25 protein-coding genes are annotated in these 24,069 nt (G+C 69.0%); 4 read left to right on the plus strand and 21 right to left on the minus strand.

Annotation, left to right across the window (positions count from 1 at the left end; genetic code table 11):
- Nucleotides 1–2: 2 nt before the first annotated feature.
- Both AC1DMN_RS04835 and AC1DMN_RS04840 read right to left on the minus strand, forming a co-directional pair.
- On the minus strand, nucleotides 3–1,136 hold the full coding sequence (locus AC1DMN_RS04835) for a DegT/DnrJ/EryC1/StrS family aminotransferase (protein ID WP_477229663.1): 1,134 nt from the start codon (nucleotides 1,134–1,136) through the stop codon (nucleotides 3–5).
- Nucleotides 1,129–2,976, minus strand: coding sequence for a polysaccharide biosynthesis protein (locus AC1DMN_RS04840; protein ID WP_477229664.1), 1,848 nt, complete (start codon nucleotides 2,974–2,976; stop codon nucleotides 1,129–1,131). Before AC1DMN_RS04840 ends, AC1DMN_RS04835 begins: the two co-directional genes overlap by 8 nt.
- 361 nt (nucleotides 2,977–3,337) lie before the next feature.
- Here AC1DMN_RS04840 and AC1DMN_RS04845 point away from each other — a divergent pair, with 361 nt between their 5' ends.
- Complete coding sequence (locus AC1DMN_RS04845; protein WP_477229665.1) at nucleotides 3,338–5,254, plus strand: DUF4012 domain-containing protein; 1,917 nt, start codon at nucleotides 3,338–3,340, stop codon at nucleotides 5,252–5,254.
- A gap of 44 nt (nucleotides 5,255–5,298) precedes the next feature.
- Here AC1DMN_RS04845 and AC1DMN_RS04850 read toward each other — a convergent pair whose 3' ends face one another.
- The 4 genes from AC1DMN_RS04850 to truA all read right to left on the minus strand — a co-directional run bounded on the left by AC1DMN_RS04850 (nucleotide 5,299) and on the right by truA (nucleotide 9,818).
- Nucleotides 5,299–6,495 (minus strand): hypothetical protein, encoded by a 1,197-nt coding sequence (locus AC1DMN_RS04850; RefSeq protein ID WP_477229666.1) that lies wholly within the window; start codon nucleotides 6,493–6,495, stop codon nucleotides 5,299–5,301.
- 136 nt (nucleotides 6,496–6,631) lie between these two features.
- Nucleotides 6,632–7,942, minus strand: a complete 1,311-nt coding sequence (locus AC1DMN_RS04855) for a UDP-glucose dehydrogenase family protein (RefSeq protein WP_477229667.1) — start codon at nucleotides 7,940–7,942, stop codon at nucleotides 6,632–6,634.
- Nucleotides 7,943–8,141: 199 nt separating this feature from the next.
- Nucleotides 8,142–8,810 carry an endonuclease/exonuclease/phosphatase family protein gene (locus AC1DMN_RS04860; protein WP_477229668.1) on the minus strand — a complete coding sequence of 223 codons (669 nt, stop codon included), beginning with the start codon at nucleotides 8,808–8,810 and terminating at the stop codon, nucleotides 8,142–8,144.
- 81 nt (nucleotides 8,811–8,891) lie between these two features.
- Nucleotides 8,892–9,818 (minus strand): tRNA pseudouridine(38-40) synthase TruA, encoded by a 927-nt coding sequence (truA, locus tag AC1DMN_RS04865; protein ID WP_477229669.1) that lies wholly within the window; start codon nucleotides 9,816–9,818, stop codon nucleotides 8,892–8,894.
- Nucleotides 9,819–10,073: 255 nt separating this feature from the next.
- Between truA and AC1DMN_RS04870 the strand changes: the two genes are divergently transcribed.
- Entirely contained in the window at nucleotides 10,074–11,648 is a 1,575-nt protein-coding gene (locus AC1DMN_RS04870) for an AMP-binding protein (RefSeq protein WP_477229670.1), read from the plus strand.
- 114 nt (nucleotides 11,649–11,762) lie between these two features.
- On the opposite strand, the gene AC1DMN_RS04875 is transcribed toward AC1DMN_RS04870, so the two are convergent.
- Nucleotides 11,763–12,260 (minus strand): GtrA family protein, encoded by a 498-nt coding sequence (locus AC1DMN_RS04875; protein ID WP_440734017.1) that lies wholly within the window; start codon nucleotides 12,258–12,260, stop codon nucleotides 11,763–11,765.
- A gap of 163 nt (nucleotides 12,261–12,423) precedes the next feature.
- Between AC1DMN_RS04875 and AC1DMN_RS04880 the strand changes: the two genes are divergently transcribed.
- Complete coding sequence (locus AC1DMN_RS04880) at nucleotides 12,424–13,290, plus strand: glycosyltransferase family 2 protein (protein WP_477229671.1); 867 nt, start codon at nucleotides 12,424–12,426, stop codon at nucleotides 13,288–13,290.
- Nucleotides 13,287–14,870: a hypothetical protein gene (locus AC1DMN_RS04885; RefSeq protein ID WP_477229672.1), complete on the plus strand. Its 1,584-nt coding sequence runs from the start codon at nucleotides 13,287–13,289 to the stop codon at nucleotides 14,868–14,870. The genes AC1DMN_RS04880 and AC1DMN_RS04885 overlap by 4 nt, the downstream gene beginning before the upstream one ends.
- A 338-nt stretch (nucleotides 14,871–15,208) precedes the next feature.
- Here AC1DMN_RS04885 and rplQ read toward each other — a convergent pair whose 3' ends face one another.
- From rplQ to rplR, 14 genes are all read right to left on the minus strand, one after another.
- Nucleotides 15,209–15,898 (minus strand): 50S ribosomal protein L17, sunset domain variant, encoded by a 690-nt coding sequence (rplQ, locus tag AC1DMN_RS04890; RefSeq protein WP_440734020.1) that lies wholly within the window; start codon nucleotides 15,896–15,898, stop codon nucleotides 15,209–15,211.
- 66 nt (nucleotides 15,899–15,964) lie between these two features.
- The gene (locus tag AC1DMN_RS04895; protein WP_233312352.1) at nucleotides 15,965–16,954 is read right to left on the minus strand and encodes a DNA-directed RNA polymerase subunit alpha; all 990 of its coding nucleotides are present in this window, start codon (nucleotides 16,952–16,954) and stop codon (nucleotides 15,965–15,967) included.
- A 126-nt stretch (nucleotides 16,955–17,080) separates the two neighbouring features.
- Nucleotides 17,081–17,479 carry a 30S ribosomal protein S11 gene (gene rpsK / locus AC1DMN_RS04900; protein ID WP_017829189.1) on the minus strand — a complete coding sequence of 133 codons (399 nt, stop codon included), beginning with the start codon at nucleotides 17,477–17,479 and terminating at the stop codon, nucleotides 17,081–17,083.
- Between the two features lie 27 nt (nucleotides 17,480–17,506).
- A complete protein-coding gene (rpsM, locus tag AC1DMN_RS04905) occupies nucleotides 17,507–17,881 on the minus strand; it encodes a 30S ribosomal protein S13 (protein WP_440734021.1) in 375 nt (124 codons plus the stop codon).
- A gap of 185 nt (nucleotides 17,882–18,066) precedes the next feature.
- Nucleotides 18,067–18,183: a 50S ribosomal protein L36 gene (gene rpmJ / locus AC1DMN_RS04910; protein WP_005050492.1), complete on the minus strand. Its 117-nt coding sequence runs from the start codon at nucleotides 18,181–18,183 to the stop codon at nucleotides 18,067–18,069.
- Between the two features lie 66 nt (nucleotides 18,184–18,249).
- Nucleotides 18,250–18,471 (minus strand): translation initiation factor IF-1, encoded by a 222-nt coding sequence (infA, locus tag AC1DMN_RS04915; RefSeq protein WP_017201569.1) that lies wholly within the window; start codon nucleotides 18,469–18,471, stop codon nucleotides 18,250–18,252.
- Between the two features lie 146 nt (nucleotides 18,472–18,617).
- A complete protein-coding gene (locus AC1DMN_RS04920; protein WP_440734022.1) occupies nucleotides 18,618–19,289 on the minus strand; it encodes a DsbA family protein in 672 nt (223 codons plus the stop codon).
- 128 nt (nucleotides 19,290–19,417) lie between these two features.
- Entirely contained in the window at nucleotides 19,418–20,269 is an 852-nt protein-coding gene (map, locus tag AC1DMN_RS04925; protein WP_477229673.1) for a type I methionyl aminopeptidase, read from the minus strand.
- Between the two features lies 1 nt (nucleotide 20,270).
- Nucleotides 20,271–20,885 (minus strand): adenylate kinase, encoded by a 615-nt coding sequence (locus tag AC1DMN_RS04930; RefSeq protein WP_441977582.1) that lies wholly within the window; start codon nucleotides 20,883–20,885, stop codon nucleotides 20,271–20,273.
- Complete coding sequence (gene secY, locus AC1DMN_RS04935) at nucleotides 20,882–22,204, minus strand: preprotein translocase subunit SecY (RefSeq protein ID WP_233312356.1); 1,323 nt, start codon at nucleotides 22,202–22,204, stop codon at nucleotides 20,882–20,884. The genes AC1DMN_RS04930 and secY overlap by 4 nt, the downstream gene beginning before the upstream one ends.
- A gap of 104 nt (nucleotides 22,205–22,308) precedes the next feature.
- A complete protein-coding gene (gene rplO, locus AC1DMN_RS04940) occupies nucleotides 22,309–22,836 on the minus strand; it encodes a 50S ribosomal protein L15 (RefSeq protein WP_440734025.1) in 528 nt (175 codons plus the stop codon).
- Nucleotides 22,836–23,021 (minus strand): 50S ribosomal protein L30, encoded by a 186-nt coding sequence (gene rpmD / locus AC1DMN_RS04945; RefSeq protein ID WP_018171461.1) that lies wholly within the window; start codon nucleotides 23,019–23,021, stop codon nucleotides 22,836–22,838. The genes rplO and rpmD overlap by 1 nt, the downstream gene beginning before the upstream one ends.
- Nucleotides 23,021–23,713 (minus strand): 30S ribosomal protein S5, encoded by a 693-nt coding sequence (gene rpsE / locus AC1DMN_RS04950; protein WP_440734026.1) that lies wholly within the window; start codon nucleotides 23,711–23,713, stop codon nucleotides 23,021–23,023. Before rpsE ends, rpmD begins: the two co-directional genes overlap by 1 nt.
- On the minus strand, nucleotides 23,710–24,069 hold the full coding sequence (gene rplR, locus AC1DMN_RS04955) for a 50S ribosomal protein L18 (protein WP_267920971.1): 360 nt from the start codon (nucleotides 24,067–24,069) through the stop codon (nucleotides 23,710–23,712). The genes rpsE and rplR overlap by 4 nt, the downstream gene beginning before the upstream one ends.

The raw sequence follows: 24,069 nt of genomic DNA on the forward strand, positions 1-24,069 counted from the left end.
CCTCAGCGCCCTCCGACGAAGGCGTTGATGCCTTCGACCACACGAGCCCGCTGCGGCTCGGTCAACGCGGACCCGCTGGGCAGGGTGAGGCCCGATTCGAACAGCTTCTCCGAGGTGCCGTTGATGCTGCCGCGAAGGTGGGCGAACACCGGCTGCTTGTGCATCGGCTTCCAGAGCGGCCGGCTCTCGATGTCATCCGCTGCGAGCGCCGCAGAGAGGTCAGACGGAGCCCAGCCGGTGCGCTTCTCGTCGACCAGGATCGACGTGAGCCACACGTTGTCGCACTCGTCACCATCCGCGCCGAAGACCTCGACCCCATCGACGGTCGCGAAGAGCTCTTTGTAGAGCTCCCGCATCTCACGACGACGCGCGATCATGGCATCGAGCCGTGAGAGCTGTGCACGGCCCAGCGCCGCGAGCAGGTTGCTCATGCGGTAGTTGTAGCCGACATCGACGTGCTCGTAGTGCACGACGGGCTGTCGCGCCTGCGTCGCGAGATATCGCACGTGGTGCGCGAAGTCAGCGTCGTCAGTGAGCAGCATCCCGCCGCCCGAGGTCGTCATGATCTTGTTCCCGTTGAAGGAGACGATCGACGCTCGCCCGAAACTGCCCGCGGCCTGTCCCGCGTGGGATGCACCCAGTGACTCCGCCGCGTCGGCGAGAACGGGAACGCCGAACTCATCCGCGATCGCCAGGATCGCCGTGTAGTCCACCGCCTTGCCGAGCAGATCGACGGGGACGACCGCCCCGACGTGCTCACCCGCGTCGCGCAGGGTTGTCAGGGCTTCTCGCAACAGCGCGGGATCCATGTTCCCCGTCTGCGGATCAGCATCGACGAAGTAGGGCTCGGCACCCGTGTAGACGATCGCGTTGGTCGTCGCGGCGAACGTCATGGTCGACGTCACGACGATGTCTCCGGGCTTGATTCCCAGGGTCAGCAGCCCCAGGTGCAGCGCAGCGGTTCCCGAGCTCAGGGCGACACCGTGCGCGACATCGAGTCGCGCCGCGAGCTCCGACTCGAACGCATCGACATCAGGGCCGAGAGGAGCGATCCAGCCCGAACGGATCGCGGAGATGATCGACTGCTCCTCCAGTTCCGTGACATCCGGGGAGGACATGTAGATCCGTTCAGCCATTCGAGGAGGCCTCCTGCGCGATGCGCGTCGAGTCGTTGACAGCGTGTTCCACGACGATGCGGTCGACGATCGCCGTGTCGTTGATGCGGGGCACCGCCTTCATCCGCGCTTCCCAGCCTGCCTTGTCGAGCCGCTCAGGGCTGATCGTGTCGGCGTGCGCGTGCGAGATCTGCGGGTGGAAGGGCCGTTCGAGGTTCTCTCGAGCTCCGACCAGTTCCTCATGCAGCTTCTCTCCGTGCCGGAGGCCCGTGAAGACGATGTCGATGTCCTTGCCCGACATCGAGATCATGCGCTTGGCGACCTCGAGGATCGAGACGGGCTCGCCCATGTCGAGGATGAGCACTTCGCCGGCACGGCCGATGCCGCCCGCCTGGATCACGAGCTGACATGCCTCGGGGATCGTCATGAAGTACCGGGTCGCGTCTGGATGCGTGACCGTGATCGGCTTGTCGTCGGCGATCAGACGCTGGAACGTCGGAAGCATGGATCCGCGGCTGCCGATCACGTTGCCGAAGCGCACCGATAGATACTGCATGCCGGTCTGCTCGCCCGCCCAGGCGGTGAGCTTCTCGGCGACCCGCTTGGAGTGCCCGAGCACGCTGGTCGGGTTCGCGGCCTTGTCGGTGGAGATGTTGACGAAGTGGCTCACGCCGACCCGGCGTGCCGCCTGCAGCACGTTCAGAGAACCGATGACATTCGTCTTCCAGGCCTCGTCCGGATACTGCTCGAGCATCGGCAGGTGCTTCAGGGCCGCCGCGTGGAAGACCACCTCGGGCCGACGCTCGTCGAAGATCGCGTTCAGCACCGCCTCGTCGCGGATGTCGGCCAGCACGACGTCCTTGCTGTCGAGCAGGCCGTTGCCGGCCGTGCCGAGCTGAGCCGTCTGCAGGCCCGTCTCGTCCCGGTCGAGCATGATCAGCTCACGGGGACCGAACTTCGCGAGCTGACGGCAAAGTTCGGATCCGATCGATCCGCCCGCGCCCGTCACGAGCACACGCTTGCCGGTGATGTAGCCGGCGATGAGTTCGACGTTGGTGTCGACCGGGTGGCGACCGATGAGGTCTTCGATCTCGATGTCGCGCACGTCGACCGTGGCATGCCCGTCGAGCATGTAGTCGGTGATGGTGGGCGTGACCGACACGCTCATGCCGGCCGCGTCCGCTGCGTCACTGAGCTCGCGCATCAGCACGCTGTCGGCGTTGCCGAGCGCGATCACCAACCTCGTGGCGCCGGTCCGTTCCGCGATCTCGGCGAGCTGGCTGCGGCGACCGAGCACCGGCACCCCGCGCAGCCGCAGGTTCTTCTTGGCAGGGTCATCGTCGAGCAGCCCGACGGGGAGGATCGGCGAACCAGGGTCGGTGGTGATCGTGTGCAACAGGCGGTCTCCGAGATACCCCGCACCGAGCACAAGGGTTCGCTCAGCACTGCTCGAGGGCTTCCTGGAACGCTCGACGGTCAGGCGGGCGAGGTAGCGCACCCCGAACATGAGGAGCAGCACGAACGGCCCGGCCAGCAGGACCGTTGCGCGAGGAAGGCCGACCATGTTCCCGGACGGGATGACGACCGAGGAGAGAATCAGGGTGATCCCGCCCACGATGAGAGCGATCGTCCACACCTCGCTGAAAGAACCATAGGGATAGCGGCCTCGGTACAACGCGAGCGCATAACCGACGATCAGCTGGAGCGCAGCGGCGACGGCGCCCAGCGCAAGCGTGGCGATCCACCCCGACAAGGGCATGCCGAAGTCGAGGCGCAGGCCGACGGCGAGCAACGTTCCGAGCACCCACGCGCAGGCGTCCAGCGCGGCCACCCAGCGTCGGCGCCGCTGCCGGGTCACCATCTCGCGGGTCGCCGTTGCGACAGGTGCCTCTCGGATACCGCTTTGCACCGCAGATCCCCCCTCATCGTCTCTGCGACGCGTCCACGCGCGGACGCTTGTCGTCAGCCATCCCGAGGCGCGGAGCAGGGCCCCGAACCACTCCCCCTGTGTCTCCAGGATCCCATACCTGTGAGAACGCCGAGTGACATTGTCCGGAAAGTGACGCCTCGTGTACTTTTTTCGTTCGCATTTCGTACGATTCACGCGGCTGCCGGCAGGCCCAGCCGGTGCAACGCGGAGTCGTCGCCTGCGCGTGCGACCGTGGCCAAATCGACGCCGCGCGACCATGGCTTGCAGCCCGCCGGGTCCCTAGACTCGCACCGTGCCATCCCGACACGAAGAACGTGGGGCGCGCCCGGCTCCCGAGAACTCTTCACCCGAATCGGACGGTTCGCTCGCACGCCTTCTCGTCGACGCGGACCTCGAGCACGAGAAGTCCAAGAAGCGATACCGTCGCCCTCTGCTGAAGAGCGCCCGGTTTTGGCTGCCGATCGCGATCCTGCTGGTGCTCATCGGGCTCGCCATCGCCGGCGTCGTCGCCGCAAAGGAGCTGTACGGGCACGCGATGGCGGCGAAGGCCGACCTCGAGAAGGCCATCCCGCTCGTCGACACCGTGCAGCAGCAGATGCTCGACGGCAACACGGCCGGCGCCAAGGCCACGATCGCGCAGATCTCCCAGCTGACCGCCGCCGCCGAGAAGGAGACCACCGGTCGGCTGTGGAAGAGCGCGGAGTGGGTGCCGGTGGCCGGGCCGAACCTCGTTGCGGCGCGCGTGGTCGCCGGATCCGTCAACGACCTCGTCACCAACGCGATCACACCGCTCACCGCGATCGACCTGAACGCGCTGATGCCGAAGGACGGCGGCATCGACGTCGCCAACCTCTCCAAGCTCGCCGCCACGATCGAGACGGCGAACAAGAGCGTCACCCGCATCAGGACGGCCCTCGACACGCTCGACCGCTCCGCACTCGTGCCCCAGGTCGCCTCGGGCGTTGCCCAGCTCGACGCCGCAATGGCGAAGATCGAGCCCGCCGTGACCCCGATCCACAACGCGCTCACGATCCTGCCGAAGGCCCTGGGTGCCGACGGCCCGCAGCATTACCTGCTGATCTTCCAGAACAACGCCGAGTCGCGCGGCACCGGCGGCAACCCCGCCGCGATCACGATGCTGACGGCGGAGAACGGCAAGATCTCCGTGACGCAGCAGGCGAACTCCACCGACTTCAGGAACGGCCGTCCGGATCCGGTCATCGCGCTGAGCTCCGAGACCGAGGCCCTTTACGGCAACAAGATCGGCCGCTACATTCAGGACGCTACGCTCTCCCCCGACTTCAGCGAGACCGCGCAGATCGTGCGCGCCTGGTGGGCGGAGACATACGGCACCCCCGTCGATGCCGTCGCGTCGATGGATCCGGTCGCCCTCGGCTACCTGCTGCGCGCCATCGGTCCGGTGACGATGCCCACTCCGTTCGGCGAGACCATCACGGCTGACAACGCCGTGCCGCTATTGCTGAACGAGGTGTACGCGAAGTATCCGGACCCCGCCACGCAGGACGCCTTCTTCGCGGCCGCCGCCAGGAGCGTGTTCGACGCGCTCCTCACCACGCACGCCGACCCCAAGACGCTGCTGACCGCACTGGTGCAGGCCTCGAACGAGGGGCGCCTGATGTACTCCCCCGGCGACGAGGCGCAGGCGAAGATGCTGGCGGGCACCCCGGTGGGCGGCAACATGCCCAGCGACAACACCAAGACCACCGACCTCGGCGTCTACGTCGACGACCTCACGGCGAGCAAACTCGACTACTACATGCAGATGGGCGTCGCCGTGTCGAGCACGCAATGCCAGAAGCCCGATGCACCGACGTTCTCCAGCACGGTCACGCTGCAGAACACGCTCGATCCGGCCGCGGTCCCCGGTCTGCCGGCGTACGTCGACCCCGGCCTCTTCTTCCCCAAGGGGCACGCCTCCACGGACGTGTACCTGTACGGACCGGTCGGATCCACTCTCACGGGCGTCACCGTCGATGGCCAGCCCGTGGGCGTATCCGGGCAGCCGCATCTGGGCCGCACCGTGGCGAAGGTCAACGTGCTCATGGCACCCGGGCAGACCGCGACCGTCGTGGCGACGTTCAGCGCTCCGGCCGGCGCGTACGGCCCGCTCGAGGTGCGCCACACCCCGATGGTGAAGGCCACGCCCGTCACGATCGACACCCCGGGGTGCGTGCCCGCGAAGAAATAGGCCTGCCTCGCGACCCGTCCCTCAGCGCGCCGAGCGGCTGAGGCTCACGGCGTCGGCAGGACGATCGGTGGATCAGCGGGCGGTGTGCTGACCGGAGGCTGCGACGGCTCCGTCGGCGGCGTGGTCGGCTGCGTCGTGGTCCCGCCGTCCGTGCCCGTACCTCCGGTGCCGCCGGATCCGCCCGATCCGCCAGATCCGCCCGATCCGTTCGACTCCGCCTCCGCGACGGCGCGCGCCTGGTCGGCGATGAGGGCGGCGAGCGCGTTGCGCCAGGCCTCCATGGCGGCGAACGGCGTCGGGCCGAACGGATCCGAAGCCGCCGCGGCTGCCGCCGTCTCGGTCACCGCGATGCGGAATGGCTCCGCGGCGTCGGGGTTGTCGGCCACGGCCGTCGCGGCGAACGCCGGGATCGACTGCCGGAACGTGGTGATCGCTCCGCGGAACCCTGCATTCGCGGCGGTGAGGGACGCGTTCGCTGCCGCGACGTCGCGCTCGAGCTGGTCCAGCGACGTGTTGGTCGCGCTCTTGCCGGCCGGCTTCGGCGCCTTCACCGCGGCGATCGCGGCGACATAGGCCTGACGTGCGGCTTCGGCGGCGAGCCGTGCCGACTCGTCACTGGATCCGGCCATGGCCGCCAGCGGCCCCGTGAACGAATCGGCGCGGGTCTGTGCGGCCGCCACCGCTCCAGCCAGCGCGTCGACCGAATCGTTGACCTTCGCCACGCGCTCGGGGTCGACCGTCGCGCTCGGAGACGCCTGCACGGTCACGGGCGAGGACGCGGCCGGAGTCGCGAGGGCCCAGCCGGCGCCGGCGGCCGTGATCACGAGTCCCACCGCCATCGCGATCGCCTGGGGACGGGCGAACCCGTAGGTCTGGGCGTGCTGCGGCTCGGGACGCGCGGGCAGAGGCGCGGGGAACGCGTGCGTGTAAGGATGCGCCTCGATCTCAGCCTCGTCGAAGAGGTGTCCCTCGGCGGTGTCGATGAGAGCGGTCGCGGGCGTCAGGTGCAGGTCGTCGACCTCACTCTGCGGGGCCATCGGACGCGGCTGTGACGGCGTCGGATCCGCGAACAGGATCCCCACGTCGTCGTGATGGCCTTCGCCGGCGGCCCGCTCGTCGTCGTGCTCATGCGAGAAGAGCGCCGAGAGATCGAAGGCACCTCCGTCGCCGGGCTGCAGGCGTTCGCCGTTCGCAGCTCCTGCGGTGCCGACCCCGTTCGGGGGCAGGTCATCGTCGGGCATCTGTCCCCGCCTTTCCCACGTCGACGCGGTACTCGACTCTATCGACAAAGCGGTACTGGCCTCACGAGGCCGCGGTTGCGGCGCGTGCGACAGGTGCGGCGGATCCGGCGGCCCTGCCATCTTCGTTGCGCGCGGGCTACGGGCGCCCCATGCCCAGGTACGTCCACCCCTCGGCGCGCCACGCGGCCGGATCCAGGCAGTTGCGTCCGTCGACGACGATGCGTCCCGGGGTCAGCGACGCGGCGTGCGCGGGGGTCAGCTCGCGGCGGTACAGGTCCCACTCCGTGACGAGCACGAGAGCCTCCGCCTTGCGGATCGCCTCGTCGCGGTCGCGCTTGTACTTCAGCTGCGGATGCAGGCGCTTCGCGTTCGGGATCGCCTCCGGATCCGTCACCGTCACCTTCGCCCCCAGCCCGCGCAACCGCGTGGCGACGTCGAGCGCCGGCGAGTCGCGCACGTCATCGCTGTGCGGTTTGAACGCGGCGCCCAGCATCGTGATGCGCCGCCCCACCACGCTGCCGCCGAACGCGTCGACCACGAGGCGCACGGCGTGCTCTCGGCGACGCAGATTGATCGCGTCGACCTCGCGGAGGAAACCCACCGACGCCCCGCGTCCCAGTTCCTCCGCGCGCGCCGCGAACGCCCGGATGTCCTTCGGCAGGCAGCCGCCGCCGAATCCGATCCCCGCGCCGAGGAAGCGCCGGCCGATCCGCTCATCGTGGCCGATCGCGTCAGCGAGCAGCGTGACGTCGGCGCCGGACGCCTCGGCGATCTCCGCCATCGCGTTGATGAACGAGATCTTCGTGGCCAGGAAGGCGTTGGCCGCGCCCTTCACGAGCTCGGCGGTGGCCAGGTCGGTGGCCAGGAACGGGCTGCCACTCGCGATCGCATCCGCATATGCCTCGCGGAGCATGTCGGTGGCGCGCGCCCCGTCGGCGTCCGCCGCGGCGCCGACCACGAGCCGGTCCGGGCGCAGCGTGTCATGCACCGCCCAGCCCTCGCGCAGGAACTCCGGGTTCCAGACCAGGGTCGCGCCGGTCTCGGCCGCGCGCCCGGCGACCACCGCGGCGGTGCCGACGGGCACCGTGGACTTGCCCGCCACCACGTCTCCGGGCTGGAGGTGCGGAAGCAGCGCATCGAGCGCCGCATGCACGTAGCGCAGGTCGGCGGCCGAGGAGTCCGGCTGCTGCGGGGTGCCCACCGCGAGGAAGTGCACCTGCGCGCCACGCGCATCGGCGATGTCGGCCGAGAACCTCAGCCGCCCGCTCGCCACGCTGCTCGCCAGCAGCTCGTCCAGCCCCGGTTCGAAGAAGGGGGCGCGTCCTGCGGCGAGCGCGGCGATCTTGGTCGGATCCGTGTCGATGCCGATCACCTCATGGCCGATCGACGCCATGGCCGCCGCGTGCACGGCGCCGAGATACCCGCAGCCGATCACAGACATCCGCATGAGGCCACATCACCGGATCCGCCTCTCCGGCACCCTGCATCCGGACGACGCGTCGGCGACGAGCCGGTGAACGGTTGGGTCTGGCCCAGCCGCCCGTGGATCCCCTCACCTTGCGTTCACTGGTCGCAGATTGCGGTCTAGATCGCGTCAATGCCGCAATACGCGACCACTGAACGGGCCCGCGCGCCCGGCGAGGCCCCTACTTCGGGGTCGCCGTCACCAGGATCGGCAGGTGGTCCGACTCCCCCTGCGGCAGCGTGCGCACCGACTCCACGACGAACCCCGACGCCGCGGCGAAGTCGTAGAACCCGCGGAACACCCGGTAGCGCGTGTACGTGTGCTGGTCGCTCATGACCAGCTCGTACCCGACGTCGCGCATGTGCTCGCTGAGCCGCTCCTTGAACACGGGGTAGTTGAAGTCGCCGACGATGAGCTGCGGCAGGCCCCAGCCGAGTTCGGAGAGCTCCGACAGCGCGGCGCGGATCTGGTCCCGTCGCAGCGCGTTTCGCGCGGTGAGCGGGGCGGCGTGCAGCGATGCGACCAGGAAGTCCCGGCCGGCGTCGATGTCACGCAGCCGCACGCCCAGCAGCCGCTCGTGCGCGGGACGGAGCACGTGATCATGCAGCGACTTCTTCACCGAGACCGCCGCCATGTCGACAAGACGGAACGCGCTGGAGCGGTAGTAGATCGCCAGGCCCAGCCGGTTGCGCTGCGTGGTGTGCGCGAGCACCAGCCCCCCGGCCTGCTCCGGCAGCGATGCGGTGTCACCCTCCTGCAGGCACAGCACGTCGGGGTCATGGGCGTCGACGAGGTCGTCGAGCTCATGCGCCGCGCGATGCTTGCGCAGGTTGTAGGAGATGATCCGCACACCTCCACGCTACCCGCGCGTGTTCCCGACTCCCTGGGCGGGCGCGCAGTATTCACGGGGTGTTACGGATCCGGATCCGGTTCAGTCGTCCTGGTCGCGGCGGTTGCGGGTCTGCTCGGCACGGGCGGCGAGCAGTTCGTCGGCGGGGTACCCGACCTCGGTCAGCGTGAGGCCGCGCGCGGCGAGCACCTTGAACGCGCTGGTGCGGGTGAGTTCGTCGCGCAGCCGAGCGAGGTCGGCGACCTCGAGGCGCCCCTCCCCCACGGCCGCGCACGCTCCGACCAGCGCGCGCACCATGCTGTGGCAGAAGGCGTCGGCCTTCACCTCGGCCACGAGCACGCCGGTCGCATCGCGCGTCCAGCGGTAGTCCAGCAGCGTGCGGATCGTGGTGCCCTCCTCGCGCGGCTTGCAGTACGCGGCGAAGTCGTGCAGGCCGATCAGGGTCTGCGCGGCGGCGTCCATGGCGCCCTCGTCGAGGGTGGCCTTGATCGTCGTGGTGTCGTGGCGCAACAGCGGGTCGTAGCCGGCCCGGGCGTCGGCGAGGCGATAGCGGTAGCGGCGCCACACCGCCGAGAAGCGCGCGTCGAAGCCCTCCGGCGCAAGCGCGGTGCGCGACACCGTGACGTCGGGGTAGTGCCCGAGCACCCCGCGGATCCGCGCCGCGAGCGACCCGGCCGGATCCGACGCTCCCCGCCCGTTGCGCGTGGCCACGCGGGCCCACTGCTGCTCGTCGAGGTCGACATGCGCGACCTGCCCCGTGGCGTGCACGCCGGCGTCGGTGCGTCCGGCGACGACGAGCCGCGGGCCGAGGCCCGTCTTCTCCCCCGGCGTCGCCGATCCGCCGCTGGTCGCGGAGTCGGATCCGTTCCCGCGCTCGATGGCCGCCGCGGGCCCGACGATGCGGGCGAGCGCGTCCTCGATCGTGCCCTGCACGGTCCGCAGACCCGGCTGCTTCGCCCAGCCCCGGAAGTGGGTGCCGTCATAGGCGATGTCGAGACGGATGCGCACGGATCAAGGGTACCCAGTGCCGTTCTGCGCACTGGTCGCATAGTGTCGTTCTCACGCCCGCTTGACCGCACTTCGCGACCAGCGAACCAAAGAAGCGGGCCCGCAGGATCGCACCCATGGGAGCGGGCGGGACGGATCCGCCCGGCTTCATCGTCACCCCAAAAGGACCCTGACACTCAGTCCCATATTGTGCGACACTGAATCGCAAGCGATGGCGGCGCCCGACCGCACGCGACCGAGATCGAAGGAGATCCCATGGTCAGCAGCATCCTCCCCGATGTCGAGATCCCCGCGGTCCCGATCCACGAGTATCTCTTCGGCGACATCTCCGAGCACGACCTCGACCGTGTCGCGCTGGTCGACGGCATGTCCGGGGCGGAGACCACCTACCGGCAGCTCATCGGGCAGATCGACCTCTTCGCCGGAGCCCTCGCCGCACGCGGCATCGGCGTGGGCGACGCGGTGGGCCTGCTCTGCCCGAATGTGCCGGCGTTCGCGACCGTGTTCCACGGCATCCTCCGCTCCGGCGCGACGGCCACCACGATCAACGCGCTCTACACGGCCGACGAGATCGCGAACCAGCTGCGCGACGCGTCCGCGTTCTGGCTCATCACGGTCAGCCCGCTGCTGCCGCAGGCCGAGGCCGCCGCCGCCCAGCTCGGTCTGCCCGCCGACCAGCTCATCGTCCTCGACGGCGCCGAGGGCCACCCTTCGCTGCGCGACCTGCTCTCCGAGGGCCATCACGCCCCCGCGATCACGTTCGACCCGGCCACGCACGTCGCCGTGCTGCCGTACTCCTCGGGAACCACCGGGCGCCCCAAGGGCGTGATGCTCACGCACCGCAACCTCGTCGCCAACGTGGCGCAGAGCACGGTCTCGATCGAGCTGAACGACGAGGACCGGATCCTCGCCGTGCTGCCCTTCTTCCACATCTACGGCATGACGGTGCTGCTCAACCTCGCCGTGCGCCTGCGCGCCACGCTCGTCACGATGCCGAAGTTCGACCTGGTCGAGTTCCTGCGCATCATCGCGGAGCAGCGCACCAGCTGGCTGTTCATCGCGCCGCCGATCGCCGTCGCGCTCGCAAAGCATCCGCTCGTCGCGCAGTACGACATGAGCGCGGTCAAGGTCGTGTTCTCGGGTGCCGCCCCGCTGGACGGCGCTCTCGCGCACGCGGTCGCGGAGCGGCTGGACTGCACCGTGCGGCAGGGCTACGGCATGACCGAGACCAGCCCGGTCACGCACACGATCCCGGTGGAGCGCGACGACATCGACCTCTCCTCGGTCGGGCTGCTGATTCCGAACACCGAGGCGCGCCTGCTCGGCGAGGACGGATCCGACGTGGTCGTGCCGGCCGAGGGTTCGAGCGAGCCCGGTGAGCTGCTCATCCGCGGACCGCAGGTCATGAAGGGCTACCTCAACCGCCCCGACGCCACCGCCGACATGCTGGACGCGGACGGCTGGCTGCACACCGGCGACGTCGCCACCGTGACCGCCGGCGGGGTGTTCCGGATCGTGGACCGCCTGAAGGAGCTCATCAAGTACAAGGGCTACCAGGTCGCGCCCGCCGTGCTGGAGGCCGTGCTGCTCGAGCACCCCGCGATCGCCGACGCCGCCGTGATCGGCGTCGCGGACGAGGACGGTCAGGAGGTGCCGAAGGCCTTCGTGGTGCTGCAGCCGGGCGCGGAGCTCGATGAGGAAGGGGTGAAGGCGCACGTCGCCGCGCACGTCGCCCCGCACGAGAAGGTGCGCCTGGTGGAGTTCATCGACGCGATCCCGAAGTCCGCCTCGGGCAAGATCCTGCGCAAGGACCTCCGCGCCCGGGCCTGAGCCTCGGATCCGCGCCCCTACGACGACGGAACCGGATCCCCTCGCTGACTGGTCGCGAATTGTCGTCTTCAGCGCCGCTTGACGGCAATCTGCGACCAGCGAACGCCGGCCTGCTCAGTCGCCCGAGACAGCCCCGGAACGGTCATCGGATCCCGCAGTCTCGGCCGTCGCGTCCTTGGGCGTGTGCCGGAACACGATGTAGTGGTACAGCACGAAGCGCACCAGCACGATCACGGCGATGCTGCCGAGGTTGATCAGGTTCACGATCGGAAGGCTCGGAGCGTGGCCGGTGGCGCCCTGCACCACCTCGGCGCCGAGCCACACGATGCCCGCACCGAGCAGGGTGCAGACGAGGTTGACCGCGAGGAAGAGCACGATCTCGGCGACGCGTCCGCGCCGGTCGCGTCCGCGGAACGCCCACTCGCGATTGCCGATGTACGCGTTGATCAGCGCGACCAGGCTCGCGGCGATCTTGCCGACGACGAGGTCCCACCCGAAGACGAAGACGAAGAGGTTGAACGCTCCGACCTCGATGAGCGTGCTGATGCCGCCGACGATCAGGAAGCGGGTGCCGACTCCCGCCAGACGGCGCAACCGGGAGCGGCGATCCATAGCCCTACTAGAATACCCGGGGGACGGTGCGGCCCAGGACGCCTGGCATCAACGGGGCGGATCCCCGCTCCTCCCTCGCGAAGACTCCGCCGGTGCTGCCGTGGCGCCGACGGGTCCCGCCCCGGCCCACCACGGGCCCTCCAGGAGAAGGCTCGAGGTTCGAGTGCAGTACGCCCACCTGGCCGTCGTGATGCCGGCCTACAACGAGGCCGAGGGCATCGGCGGCTTCATCGACGAGATCCGCACCGCCGTCGCCCCGCTCGCCGAGCGCGTGAGCTTCGTCGTCGCCGACGACCGCTCCACCGATGGCACCGCCACCGCCCTCGCCGGTATCCCCGACGTCGACGTGCAGACCCAGCCGGCCAACCGCGGCCACGGCCCCACCGCCCTCGCCGCGTACCGCGCCGGCCTCGCGCTGTCCCCCGACGCGCTCGTGCACGTCGACGGCGACGGGCAGTTCCTCGGATCCGAGATCGCCTCCGCCGTGCGCGCGCTGAGCAGCACCGGCGCAGATGTCGTGCACGGCGTGCGCCACTCTCGCACCGACGCCTGGTACCGCCGCCTGCTCACCGCCGGTGTGCGGCTGCTCACCGGCGCGATCGTCGGACGCGGCGTGCCCGACGTGAACACCCCCCTGCGCGTGTACCGCCCCGAGGCGCTGCAGATCCTCGTGAACGCCGTACCCTCCGACGCCCTCGTGCCGCACGTGCACTTCTCCCTCGGCGAGGTGCGCGCCGGATTCGCAGTGCGCTACCTGCGCGTGCGCAGCATCCCGCGCCGTGGCAGCTCCAGCACCGGCACGATGTGGGGCAAGGTCGCACGCCCGTCGCTGCCGCCCAAGAAGCTCGTGCTCTTCGCGCTCAGCGCCCTGCGCGAGGCGTGGATGTGGTCACTGCGCCCCGGCGCCCCGCTGCGGGCGCTCGAGCTCGAGGGGCTCCCGGCGCCGCGTGCCCCTCGCACCGCCGCGTCCGACGAGGGATCCGCAGCTCCCGACGAGGCTGGTGCCGACGAGGGATCCGGATCCGCATGACTCGTCGCCTCTCCGGAATCGCATTCTGGATCCTGCTCGGGCTGCTCCTCGTCGCGAACGCGATCGTGATGTGGCACAGCCTGACAGCGCTGCGATTCTGGGAGGACGAGGCCTTCAACCTCACCGTGCCGCGGAACCTGCTGGCCGGCCTCGGCTACACCAGCGACGGCACACTGTCGGGCTCGACCCTGACGCCGTTCGATCCGCGGATCTCCACCGGTCCGGTCGTGCTGCTGCCGGTCGCCGGAGTGCTCGCGTTCGGCGTGGATCCGGTGATCGGCGCACGACTCGTGCCGCTCGCGTACTGGGTGCTCCTGCTCGTCGGGCTCGGCGTGCTGGGACGGCGCATCGCCGGCCGCTTCGGCGCGCTGATCGCCGTGGCGCTGCCGCTCGCGTTCAACACCGCGGACAGCGTCTCCCCGATCCAGGGCCCGGCGGACCTGCTCGGCGAGATCGCCGCGGCCGCGCTCATCGTGTGGGCGCTGATCGTGCTGCCGCGCCGCGCGTGGCTCGCGGGGCTGCTACTGGGGCTCGCCGTGCAGGCGAAGCTCATCGCGCTGCTCGCGCTGCCCGCATTCGCCGTGGCGCTGTTCCTGCTCACGCCCGCCGCGCCGTTCTGGCCGCGCCTGGCCGCGGCCCTGCGCCGCAGCGTGGTGCCGCTGGTCTTCGTGGCCGCGCCCACGGTGCTCATGGAGCTGATCGCGCTCGCCTCGATGGGCTTCACGGGCTACGTGCGGCACGTGCGCGCGCTGGGCGGCTTCCTGCTCAGCGGCGGACAGCACATCGAGCCGACCACGGTGCCGCAGAAGCTCGGGACCTTGGCCGGATCCTGGTTCGTGCCGTGGTGGCTCGTCGCGGTCGCCGTGGTGCTCGCGGCCGTCGCGGTGGTGTGGGCCGCGGCGCCCGCACGGGGCGATGCCGTCGGCATCCGGAACTTGAGCCCGTCGAAGGGCTCGGAACTCGGCCGCGCTTCGTCCGCCCCGGTCGCAGTCGTGTCGGATCCGCAGCGCCCCCGCTGGTGGGGGCGGGATCCGCAGCTTCTCGCGCTCGGGTTCGGATCCGCCGTGGGCCTGCTCGCCTTCGTCGCCTGGTGGGCGCAGGCGGCGCAGCTGCCGCTGTGGGTGCGCCACCCCGCAGTCGGCGTGTTCGCGTTCGCCCCGATCCTGGCCGCGATCGCTGTCCGCGCCGTGGGGGCGCTGTGGCGGCGGCGCGGGAACGTGGTGACCCCAGCCCTCACGCGGGTCGTCGCCGTCGCCGTGGCGGCCGTTCTGGCCGTGGTGGTGACCGGAGGCGCTGCCGGCGACACGGTGCGCACCGCGCAGCCGCCGACCACCCAGACCCTGGCTCAGCAGCGCGCCGAAGTCGCCCCCCTCGCCGCATGGGTGCGCGACAACGACGTGCAATGGCTCGCCGCGAAGCCCTGGGGCTGGCCGGTGTCGTCGGTGGTGCTGACCGGAGCGCACGTCGGCCTGTTCGACGCTCCCGCGATGCAGCAAACCCGCACGCTCACGCCCGAACCCTGCGCCGGTGGATCTCCCCTCGTCGCATCGGCCGGCGCGAACATCTGCCCCGCGCCCTGACCGGATCCGGATCCGCCCCTCGGGAGTTCACTCGCCCACGCCTCCCACACGCGCTCCACTTCCGCTCCCTGGTCGCAGATTGCGGCTTCGCCCTCGTCATGACCGCAATACGCGACCAGCGAGCAGCAGAGGGGGATCCGCCCCTCGACCTTCACTGGTCGCAGATTGCGGCTTCGCCCTCGTCATGACCGCAATACGCGACCAGCGAGCGCCACGGGCAACCACCGAACAGCACGGGCGACCACCGACCAGCACGCCCCAGCGCCACGCCCCACCCCAGACAACGACGAAGCCCGCCGCCCCACACGGGGGCGACGGGCTTCAGAACGCGAGCTGGCTTACTTGCCGGCCTCCACGAAACCGGCGGCCTCAGCAGCCTCGGCGGTGCGGAAGTACACCTCGGCGACGGTGGCGTCGTACCACTGGCCATCGGGGCGGTGGAACTTCATCGAGTCCTTGTTGCCCTTGATGTCGAAGCCTTCGGGGGCGGAGCCGTCCTCGAGCGGAGCAGCGGAGTCCTCACCGAAGCCGCCGTCGACGAGCGCAGCCGGAGCGGCGGTCTCCTCGACCTCGGCCTCGACGACCTCGGCCGGAGCCTCGGCGACGGGCTCAGCAGCCTTCTTGGCGGCAGCCGGCTTCGCAGCGGCCTTCTTCACCTTGGGGGTGACGGGCTCGAGCACGAGCTCGATGACGGCCATGGGCGCGTTGTCACCCTTGCGGTTGCCGACCTTGGTGATGCGGGTGTAGCCGCCCTCACGCTCGGCGACGAGCGGCGCGATCTCGGCGAACAGGATGTGCGTCGCCTCCTTGTTGCTGCGCAGCACCGTCAGCACGCGACGGCGCGCGTGCAGGTCGCCGCGCTTGGCGAAGGTGACGAGACGCTCGGCCAGCGGACGCAGGCGCTTGGCCTTGGTCTCGGTGGTCTTGATCGACTTGTGAAGGAACAGCTGTGCGGCGAGGTTCGCGAGCAGCAGACGCTCGTGGGCCGGGCCGCCTCCGAGGCGGGGACCCTTGGTGGGCTTAGGCATTGTTCTTACTCCTGGATCGGAAAGGTTCGAGTCAGCTGGCCTCTGCCAGATGACAGAACGGGTAGGTCAGAAGGACTCGTCTTCGGAGCCGCCGTAGAAGTGGGCGCCGTCGAAACCGGGCACCGAATCCTTCAGCGACAGGCCGAGCGAGACGAGCTTGTCGCGCACCTCGTCCACCGACTTCTGTCCGAAATTGCGGATGTTCATGAGCTGCGTCTCCGAGAGGGCGACGAGCTCGGACACCGTGTTGATGCCTTCACGCTTGAGGCAGTTGTACGAGCGGACCGACAGATCGAGATCCTCGATCGGCATCGACAGCTCGTTCGAGAGCACGGCCTCGACCGGCGCGGGGCCGATCTCGATGCCCTCGGCCTCGACGTTCAGCTCGCGGGCGAGGCCGAACAGCTCGGTCAGCGTGCGGCCGGCCGAGGCCACGGAGTCGCGCGGGATGATCGAGTTCTTGGTCTCGACGTCCAGCACGAGCTTGTCGAAGTCGGTGCGCTCGCCGGCGCGGGTGGCGTCGACGCGGTAGCTGACCTTGAGCACGGGCGAGTAGATCGAGTCGATCGGGATCTGGCCCGCCTCGGCGTACTCGCTGCGGTTCTGAGCTGCGGAGACGTAGCCACGGCCACGCTCGATGGTCAGCTCGAGCTCGAACTTGGCGGTCTCGTTGAGGGTCGCGATGACCAGCTCGGGGTTGTGCACCTCGACACCGGCCGGGGCGGAGATGTCCGCCGCGGTGACCTCGCCGGCGCCCGTCTTGCGCAGGTAGGCGGTGATGGGCTCGTCGCGCTCCGAGGAGACGACCAGCTGCTTGATGTTGAGGATGATCTCGGTGACATCCTCCTTCACACCGGGGATGGTGCTGAACTCGTGGAGGACGCCGTCGATGCGGACGCTCGTGACGGCCGCGCCGGGGATCGAGGAGAGCAGGCTGCGACGCAGCGCGTTGCCGATCGTGTAACCGAAGCCGGGCTCAAGCGGCTCGATGACGAACCGGCTGCGGTTCTCGGAGATCTTTTCCTCGGTGAGAGTGGGACGCTGTGCGATGAGCACTGTGTGTTCCTTTCGATCACGTGCCCGCTATATGACACGTGTGGGTGAGGTCTTGAGTTGTGGAGGAAACGCGGGTGAGGATCCCCGGTCTCGACAGGATCGAGATCCGAGGATCCTCAGAACGCGTCAGACGCGACGGCGCTTCGGCGGACGGCAGCCGTTGTGCGCCTGAGGCGTCACATCCTGGATCGAACCCACCTCGAGGCCTGCGGCCTGCAGCGAGCGGATCGCGGTCTCGCGGCCGGAGCCCGGACCCTTGACGAGGACGTCGACCTTCTTCACACCGTGCTCGGCAGCCTGACGGGCGGCCGACTCCGCAGCCATGCCGGCGGCGTACGGGGTGGACTTGCGGGAGCCCTTGAAGCCCACGCCACCGGACGAAGCCCAGGCGATGACGGCGCCGGACGGGTCGGTGATCGAGACGATGGTGTTGTTGAACGTCGACTTGATGTGGGCCTGGCCCAGCGCGATGTTCTTCTTTTCCTTGCGGCGCGGCTTGCGCGCGGCGGCCTTGGGTGCAGCCATGAAAGTGTTCTCCTATTCCCTGGCCGCTTAGCGGGCCTTCTTCTTGCCGGCGACGGTGCGCTTGGGGCCCTTGCGGGTACGCGCGTTGGTCTTGGTGCGCTGACCGCGGACCGGCAGGCCGCGACGGTGACGGATACCCTCGTAGGAGCCGATCTCGACCTTGCGGCGGATGTCGGCGGCGACCTCGCGGCGGAGGTCACCCTCCACCTTGTAGGTGCCTTCGATGTGGTCGCGGAGGGCGACGAGCTGGTCGTCGGAGAGGTCCTTGACGCGGATCGACTCGTCGATCTCGGTGGCCTTGAGGATCTCGACCGAGCGGGTACGGCCGATGCCGTAGATGTACGTGAGGGCGATCACCACGCGCTTGTCGCGCGGGATGTCGACGCCGGCAAGACGTGCCATGCGGTAACTCCTGGAGTGTTGTGGAGGTGTGGAGCAGGATCGGTGCCCGGGCCTCCGCCCGAGGTGTCAGCTTCTCGCGGCCGCCGGCCGGTTCCCCGGTCGCTGAGCCTGTCGAAGCGTCTGATCCTGCCTGTTTCAGATATTGAGTTGTGGATTGCGAGAGCGACGGGACGGAGCCCGGCGATTCAACCCTGGCGCTGCTTGTGGCGCGGGTTGCTCTTGCAGATCACCATGACGCGGCCGTGACGACGGATCACCTTGCAGTGGTCGCAGATGGGCTTGACGCTGGGGTTGACCTTCATGTTGTTTCCTTATCGCTGTCTTCACCGGGCAGGCGCGAGCGCCTGGGGTGTTACTTCTCGACCGGTCTAGCGGTAGCGGTAGACGATGCGGCCGCGCGTGAGGTCGTAGGGAGAGAGCTCCACGACGACGCGGTCCTCGGGGATGATGCGGATGTAGTTCTGCCGCATCTTGCCGGAGATCGTGGCGAGGACCTTGTGTCCGTTGCTCAGCTCAACGCGGAACATCGCGTTGGGGAGAGCCTCGGAAATCACGCCCTCGATCTCGATGACACCGTCTTTCTTAGCCATAGCCTCGCTGACGCTTCTGCAGACCGGTCGATCTGCGGTGGGTGGGTGGTGGTGGAACTGTGCGGATCCGGACACGCCGGACCAAGGCGCAAAGCACCAAAGATCTATGGTAGTCCGGATCCGCGGATCCGCAAAATGCGGAGCTGTTACTTCTGGTCGACGATCTTCTGCAGCTTGGCGACGTCGGCCTGCTTGCTCGTGTCGAGACGCTCGCCGTTGATCTCGATCGTCGGCGTCCCCTGTATCTTGTGCGCGGTGGCCTGCGCCGTCGGGAACTTGAAGAACGTGTTCGCCTTGATGACCGCCTCGGCCTTGTCGGCGCCGACCTGCTTCGCGTAGTCGATCAGCTGCTGATCGGTGAGGCCGGGGGTGTTCTCGGTCGGCTGGTTCTCGAACAGGATGTTCAGGTAGTCCAGGAACTTGTCCGGGTTCTCCTGCGCGACGGCGTACGCTGCGGAAGCCGCACGCGAGGAGTAGTTGGTGCCCTGCGAGAAGCGGTCCAGGATCGCGATCGGGTGGTACTCGAGCGTGATCTTGTCCTCCTTCGCGAGCGCCTGCAGCTGCGACCCGTACTGGGTCTCGAACTGCTTGCAGATGGGGCACTGGAAGTCGACGTACAGCGCGACCTTGTCCTTGCCCTTGCCGGTGGTGACGGCGCCGGTGTCGGAGTTGACGATCGCGCTCTTCGGCGCGGCACCCGGGTCCGTGGCCTTGTTGTTCAGGTACACGACGACGCCGACAAGTGCGATGAGCACGGCGACGACCGCCGCGGTGATTCCGATGGCGAACCCGTTGGTCCTGCCCTTGGCAGTGGCCATGTCTGTGTCTCCTTGTCCAGACCCGCCCGGCGGATCCGCTCAGCTATGTCTTCCCATTGTGCCGTGCGAAGCCTTTGAGGTCCGTGGGAGCACTCCGCGGGGCGCGCGGGGCAGGTCGACGCTCGGTGCTACGCGATCGGCGCGGGGGTGATCCCGAAGGCGGCGAGGCCTGCCGCTCCCCCGTCGGCGGCGGTCAGCACCCAGATGCCGTCGTCATGCAGAGCGACGCTGTGCTCCCAGTGCGAGCCGTCGGATCCGTCGGTCGTGGTGACGGTCCAGTCGTCGTCCTCGACGTAGGTCTGCTCGGAACCCGCGGTGACCATGGGCTCGATCGCGAGCACGAGGCCCGGGCGCACCTCGGCGCCGCGGTCGGGCGTGCGGTAGTTGAACAGGCTCGGCGCCTCGTGCATCTTGCGGCCGATGCCGTGTCCGACATACTCGCGCAGGATGCCGTACGGCTTACCCGAGACCGACGAGGGGCCTGCGGTGAGGATGTGGTCCTCGATGGCCGCGGAGATGTCCCCCAGGTGCCTCGCCGACGCCATCGCGGCGATACCGGCCCACATGGATCCCTCGGTCACGTCAGAAAGCGTCTGCCGTGCGCCGAACGACGCCGACGGCGACGGGTCCGGCACGACGACCGTGATCGCGCTGTCGCCGTTCCAGCCGCGGAACTGGGCGCCGCAGTCGATCGAGACGATGTCGCCGGGCTGCAGCACGCGGGATCCGGGGATCCCGTGCACGACCTGGTCATTGACCGAGATGCAGGTGGTGTGCCGGTAGCCGCGCACGAGCTTGAAGTTCGACTCGGCGCCGCGATCCAGGATCACGCGCTCCGCGATCGCGTCGAGCTCGCCCGTCGTGATGCCGGGGCGCACAGCGGCGCGCACCGCGGTGAGCGCCGCACCGGTGATCAGACCGGGCTCGACCATCGCCTCGAGCTGGGCGCGGCTCTTGTAGATGGAGCGGCGGAACGCCACGTCAGACCGCAGCCGTGCGCACGAGCCCGCGGGCGTTCAGCGCCGCGAAGACGCGCTCGGTGATCTCGTCCAGGCTGCCGACGCCGTCGATCCTGTCCACGATGCCACGCGCGCCGTACACGTCGAGGATCGGGGCGGTCTGCGCCTCGTAGATGTCCAGACGCTTCGCGATGGCCTCGGGGGTGTCGTCCCCGCGGCCCTGCTCCACCGCGCGCACGGTGATCCGGGCGATGCTCTCCTCGCGCGGCACGTCGAGCAGGATCACGGCGTCGAGTGCGGCGTCCGACTCGGCCAGGAACGTGTCGAGGTCTTCGACCTGCGCGGCGTTGCGGGGGTAGCCGTCGAGGAGGAAGCCGGCCTCGGCATCGGGCTGGGACAGGCGGTCCCGCACGAGCGCACCCGTCAGCTCATCCGAGACGAGGTCCCCCGCGTCGAGGATCGCGGTGACCTGCTTGCCGAGCGGGGTGCCGTCCTTGATGTTGGCGCGGAAGATGTCGCCGGTGGAGACCACCGGAACACCGTAGGCCTCAGCGATCCGCACTCCCTGCGTGCCCTTGCCGGAGCCCTGCGGGCCCACGATCAGCAGGCGTGCGGTGGAGGTTGCGGATGCCGTCATCGGAGAAGCCCTTCGTAGTGGCGCTGCTGCAGCTGTGCGTCGATTTGCTTCACCGTCTCCAGGCCGACGCCGACGATGATCAGGATCGACGCGCCGCCGAACGGGAAGTTCTGGTTCGCACCGACCGTGGCCAGCGCGATCAGCGGGATCAGCGCGATGATGCCGAGGTAGAGGGATCCGGGCAGCGTGATGCGGGTGAGGACGTAGTCGAGGTACTCGGCCGTGGGGCGACCCGCCCGGATGCCGGGGATGAAGCCACCGTACTTCTTCATGTTGTCCGCGACCTCGGTCGGGTTGAACGTGATCGCGACGTAGAAGTACGTGAAACCGATGATCAGCAGGAAGTACGTGATCATGTAGATCGGGTGGTCGCCCTTGACGAAGTACGTCATGATCCAGGTCGCCCACGCCGGCGGCGTCTTGCCGTCCTGCGGGATGTTGAACTGCGCGACCAGCATCGGGATGTACAGCAGCGACGAGGCGAAGATGACCGGGATCACGCCCGCCATGTTCACCTTGATCGGGATGTAGGTGTTGGTGCCGCCGTAAGTGCGACGACCGACCATGCGCTTGGCGTACTGCACCGGGATGCGTCGCTGCGACTGCTCGATGAAGACGACCAGCGTCATCACGACGATGCCGACGAGCAGCACGAGCAGGAAGACCTCGAAGCCCTTCGTCTGCATGATGGCCCACATGGCGCCGGGGAAGGTCGCGGCGATCGAGGTGAAGATCAGCAGCGACATGCCGTTGCCGATGCCCTTCTCGGTGACGAGCTCGGCGAACCACATGATGAGGCCGGTGCCGGCCGTCAGCGTGATGATGAGCAGCAGCTGCGCCCACCACACGTCGTTGGTGAGCAGCTGGTTGCACGCGGCGACGCCCGTCTGGCCGAACAACTGGCCGGTGCGCGCGACGGTGACGAGAGTCGTGGACTGCAGCAGCGCCAGAGCGATGGTGACGTATCGCGTGTACTGGGTGAGCTTGGCCTGACCGGCCTGGCCCTCCTTGTGCAGCGCCTCGAAGTGCGGGATGACGACGCGCAGCAGCTGGGTGATGATCGAGGCCGTGATGTAGGGCATCACGCCGAGTGCGAAGATCGACAGCTTCAGCAGCGCGCCGCCGGAGAAGAGGTTGACGAGCCCGAGCAGGCCCTCGGTGCCGCTGTTCTGAGCGAGGCACTCGGAGACGTTCGGGAAGCTCACGAACGGAGCGGGCACGGTGGATCCGAGGCGGTAGATCGCGATGATCGCGATCGTGAAGCCGATCTTGCGTCGAAGATCAGGCGTGCGGAAGATCCGCGCGATGGCGCTGAACAAAAGCTTGCCTTCCTGCAAAGGGAATGACGCCCGATGAGGGACAGTCGATTACCCAGGGTAACGCAAGAGGGGCCGGAGAAATCTCCGGCCCCTCTCGACGAGTGTTACTTGACGGATCCGCCGGCGGCGACGATCTTCTGCTCTGCGGAGCTGGAGACCTTGTCGACCGACACGGTCAGAGCCACGGCGATGTCGCCGTTGCCCAGGACCTTGACCTTCTCGTTCTTGCGAACCGCGCCCTTGGCCACGAGGTCGGCGACGGTGACGTCTCCGCCCTTCGGGTAGAGCTCGGCGAGCTTCTCCAGGTTCACGACCTGGTACTCCACGCGGAACGGGTTCTTGAACCCGCGCAGCTTCGGGGTGCGCATGTGCAGCGGCATCTGCCCACCCTCGAAACCGACGCGAACGGTGTTGCGGGCCTTGGTGCCCTTGGTGCCGCGACCGGCGGTCTTGCCCTTGGAGCCCTCACCGCGACCGACACGGGTCTTGGCGGTGTTGGCGCCGGGGACCGGACGCAGGTGGTGCACCTTCAGGACGCCGGGACGGGAGACCGTGGTCTCCTCGGCCTTCTTGGCGGCCGGCTTCTTGGCATTCGCGGCGGTGGTGGTGGCCGCTTCCTTCTTCTCAGCCATTAGTCGATCTCCTCAACCTTGACGAGGTGAGCGACCGTGCGGACGTAACCGCGGGTCTGGGCATCGTCGGGACGGACGACCGAGTCGCCGATCCGCTTGAGGCCGAGCGAACGCAGCGTGTCGCGCTGGTTCTGCTTCTCACTCACCTTGGACTTGACCTGCGTGACCTTGAGGCGCGCAGCCATCAGGCACCTGCCTTCTGCGCAGCGATGGCCTCAGCCTCTGCGCGGACGAGACGCGCCGGGGCGACCTGGTCGAACTCGAGGCCACGACGCGCGGCGACCGCACGGGGCTCCTCGAGCTGCTTCAGGGCGGCCACCGTCGCGTGCACGATGTTGATCGTGTTCGACGAACCGAGCGACTTCGACAGCACGTCGTGGATACCGGCGCACTCGAGCACGGCGCGGACCGGACCACCGGCGATAACACCGGTACCGGCGGCAGCCGGGCGGAGCAGCACGACGCCGGCAGCGGCCTCGCCCTGCACCGGGTGCGGGATGGTCGATGCGGAGCGCGGCACGCGGAAGAAGTTGCGCTTGGCCTCCTCGACACCCTTCGAGATGGCGAGGGGAACCTCGCGGGCCTTGCCGTAGCCGACACCCACGAGACCGTTGCCGTCACCCACCACGACGAGCGCGGTGAAGCTGAAGCGACGGCCGCCCTTGACGACCTTCGACACGCGGTTGATGGTCACGACGCGCTCGAGGAACTGGTTGTCCCCGCGGTCGCGCGAGTTGCGGTCGCGACCGCCCTGACCGCGGTCGCGGCCACCACGGCCGCCGCGGCGCTCATCGCGCTGCGGAGCCTCGGTGCCGGCCGCCGTCTCGGCGGGAGCCGTAGCCGTCTCGGTCACTTCGTTCTCCTTGTTGTCACTCACAGTGCCAGACCCCCTTCGCGGGCGCCGTCGGCGATGGCCGCGACACGACCGGCGTACCGGTTGCCACCGCGGTCGAACACGGCCTCCGAGACACCGGCGGCCTTCGCGCGCTCGGCGACGAGCTCGCCGACCTTGCGGGCCTTGGCGGTCTTGTCACCGTCGAAGCCGCGCAGGTCGGTCTCGAGGGTGGAGGCACTGGCCACGGTGTGGCCCTTGCTGTCGTCGACCAGCTGCACGAAGACGTGGCGGGCCGAACGGGTGACGACCAGGCGCGGACGCGCCTCGGTGCCCTGGATCTTCTTGCGAAGGCGGGCGTGACGACGCGAGCGGGCGTCGGACTTCGTCTTGATAGCCAT

Source organism: Microbacterium sp. 01T413_2, assembly GCF_056398985.1.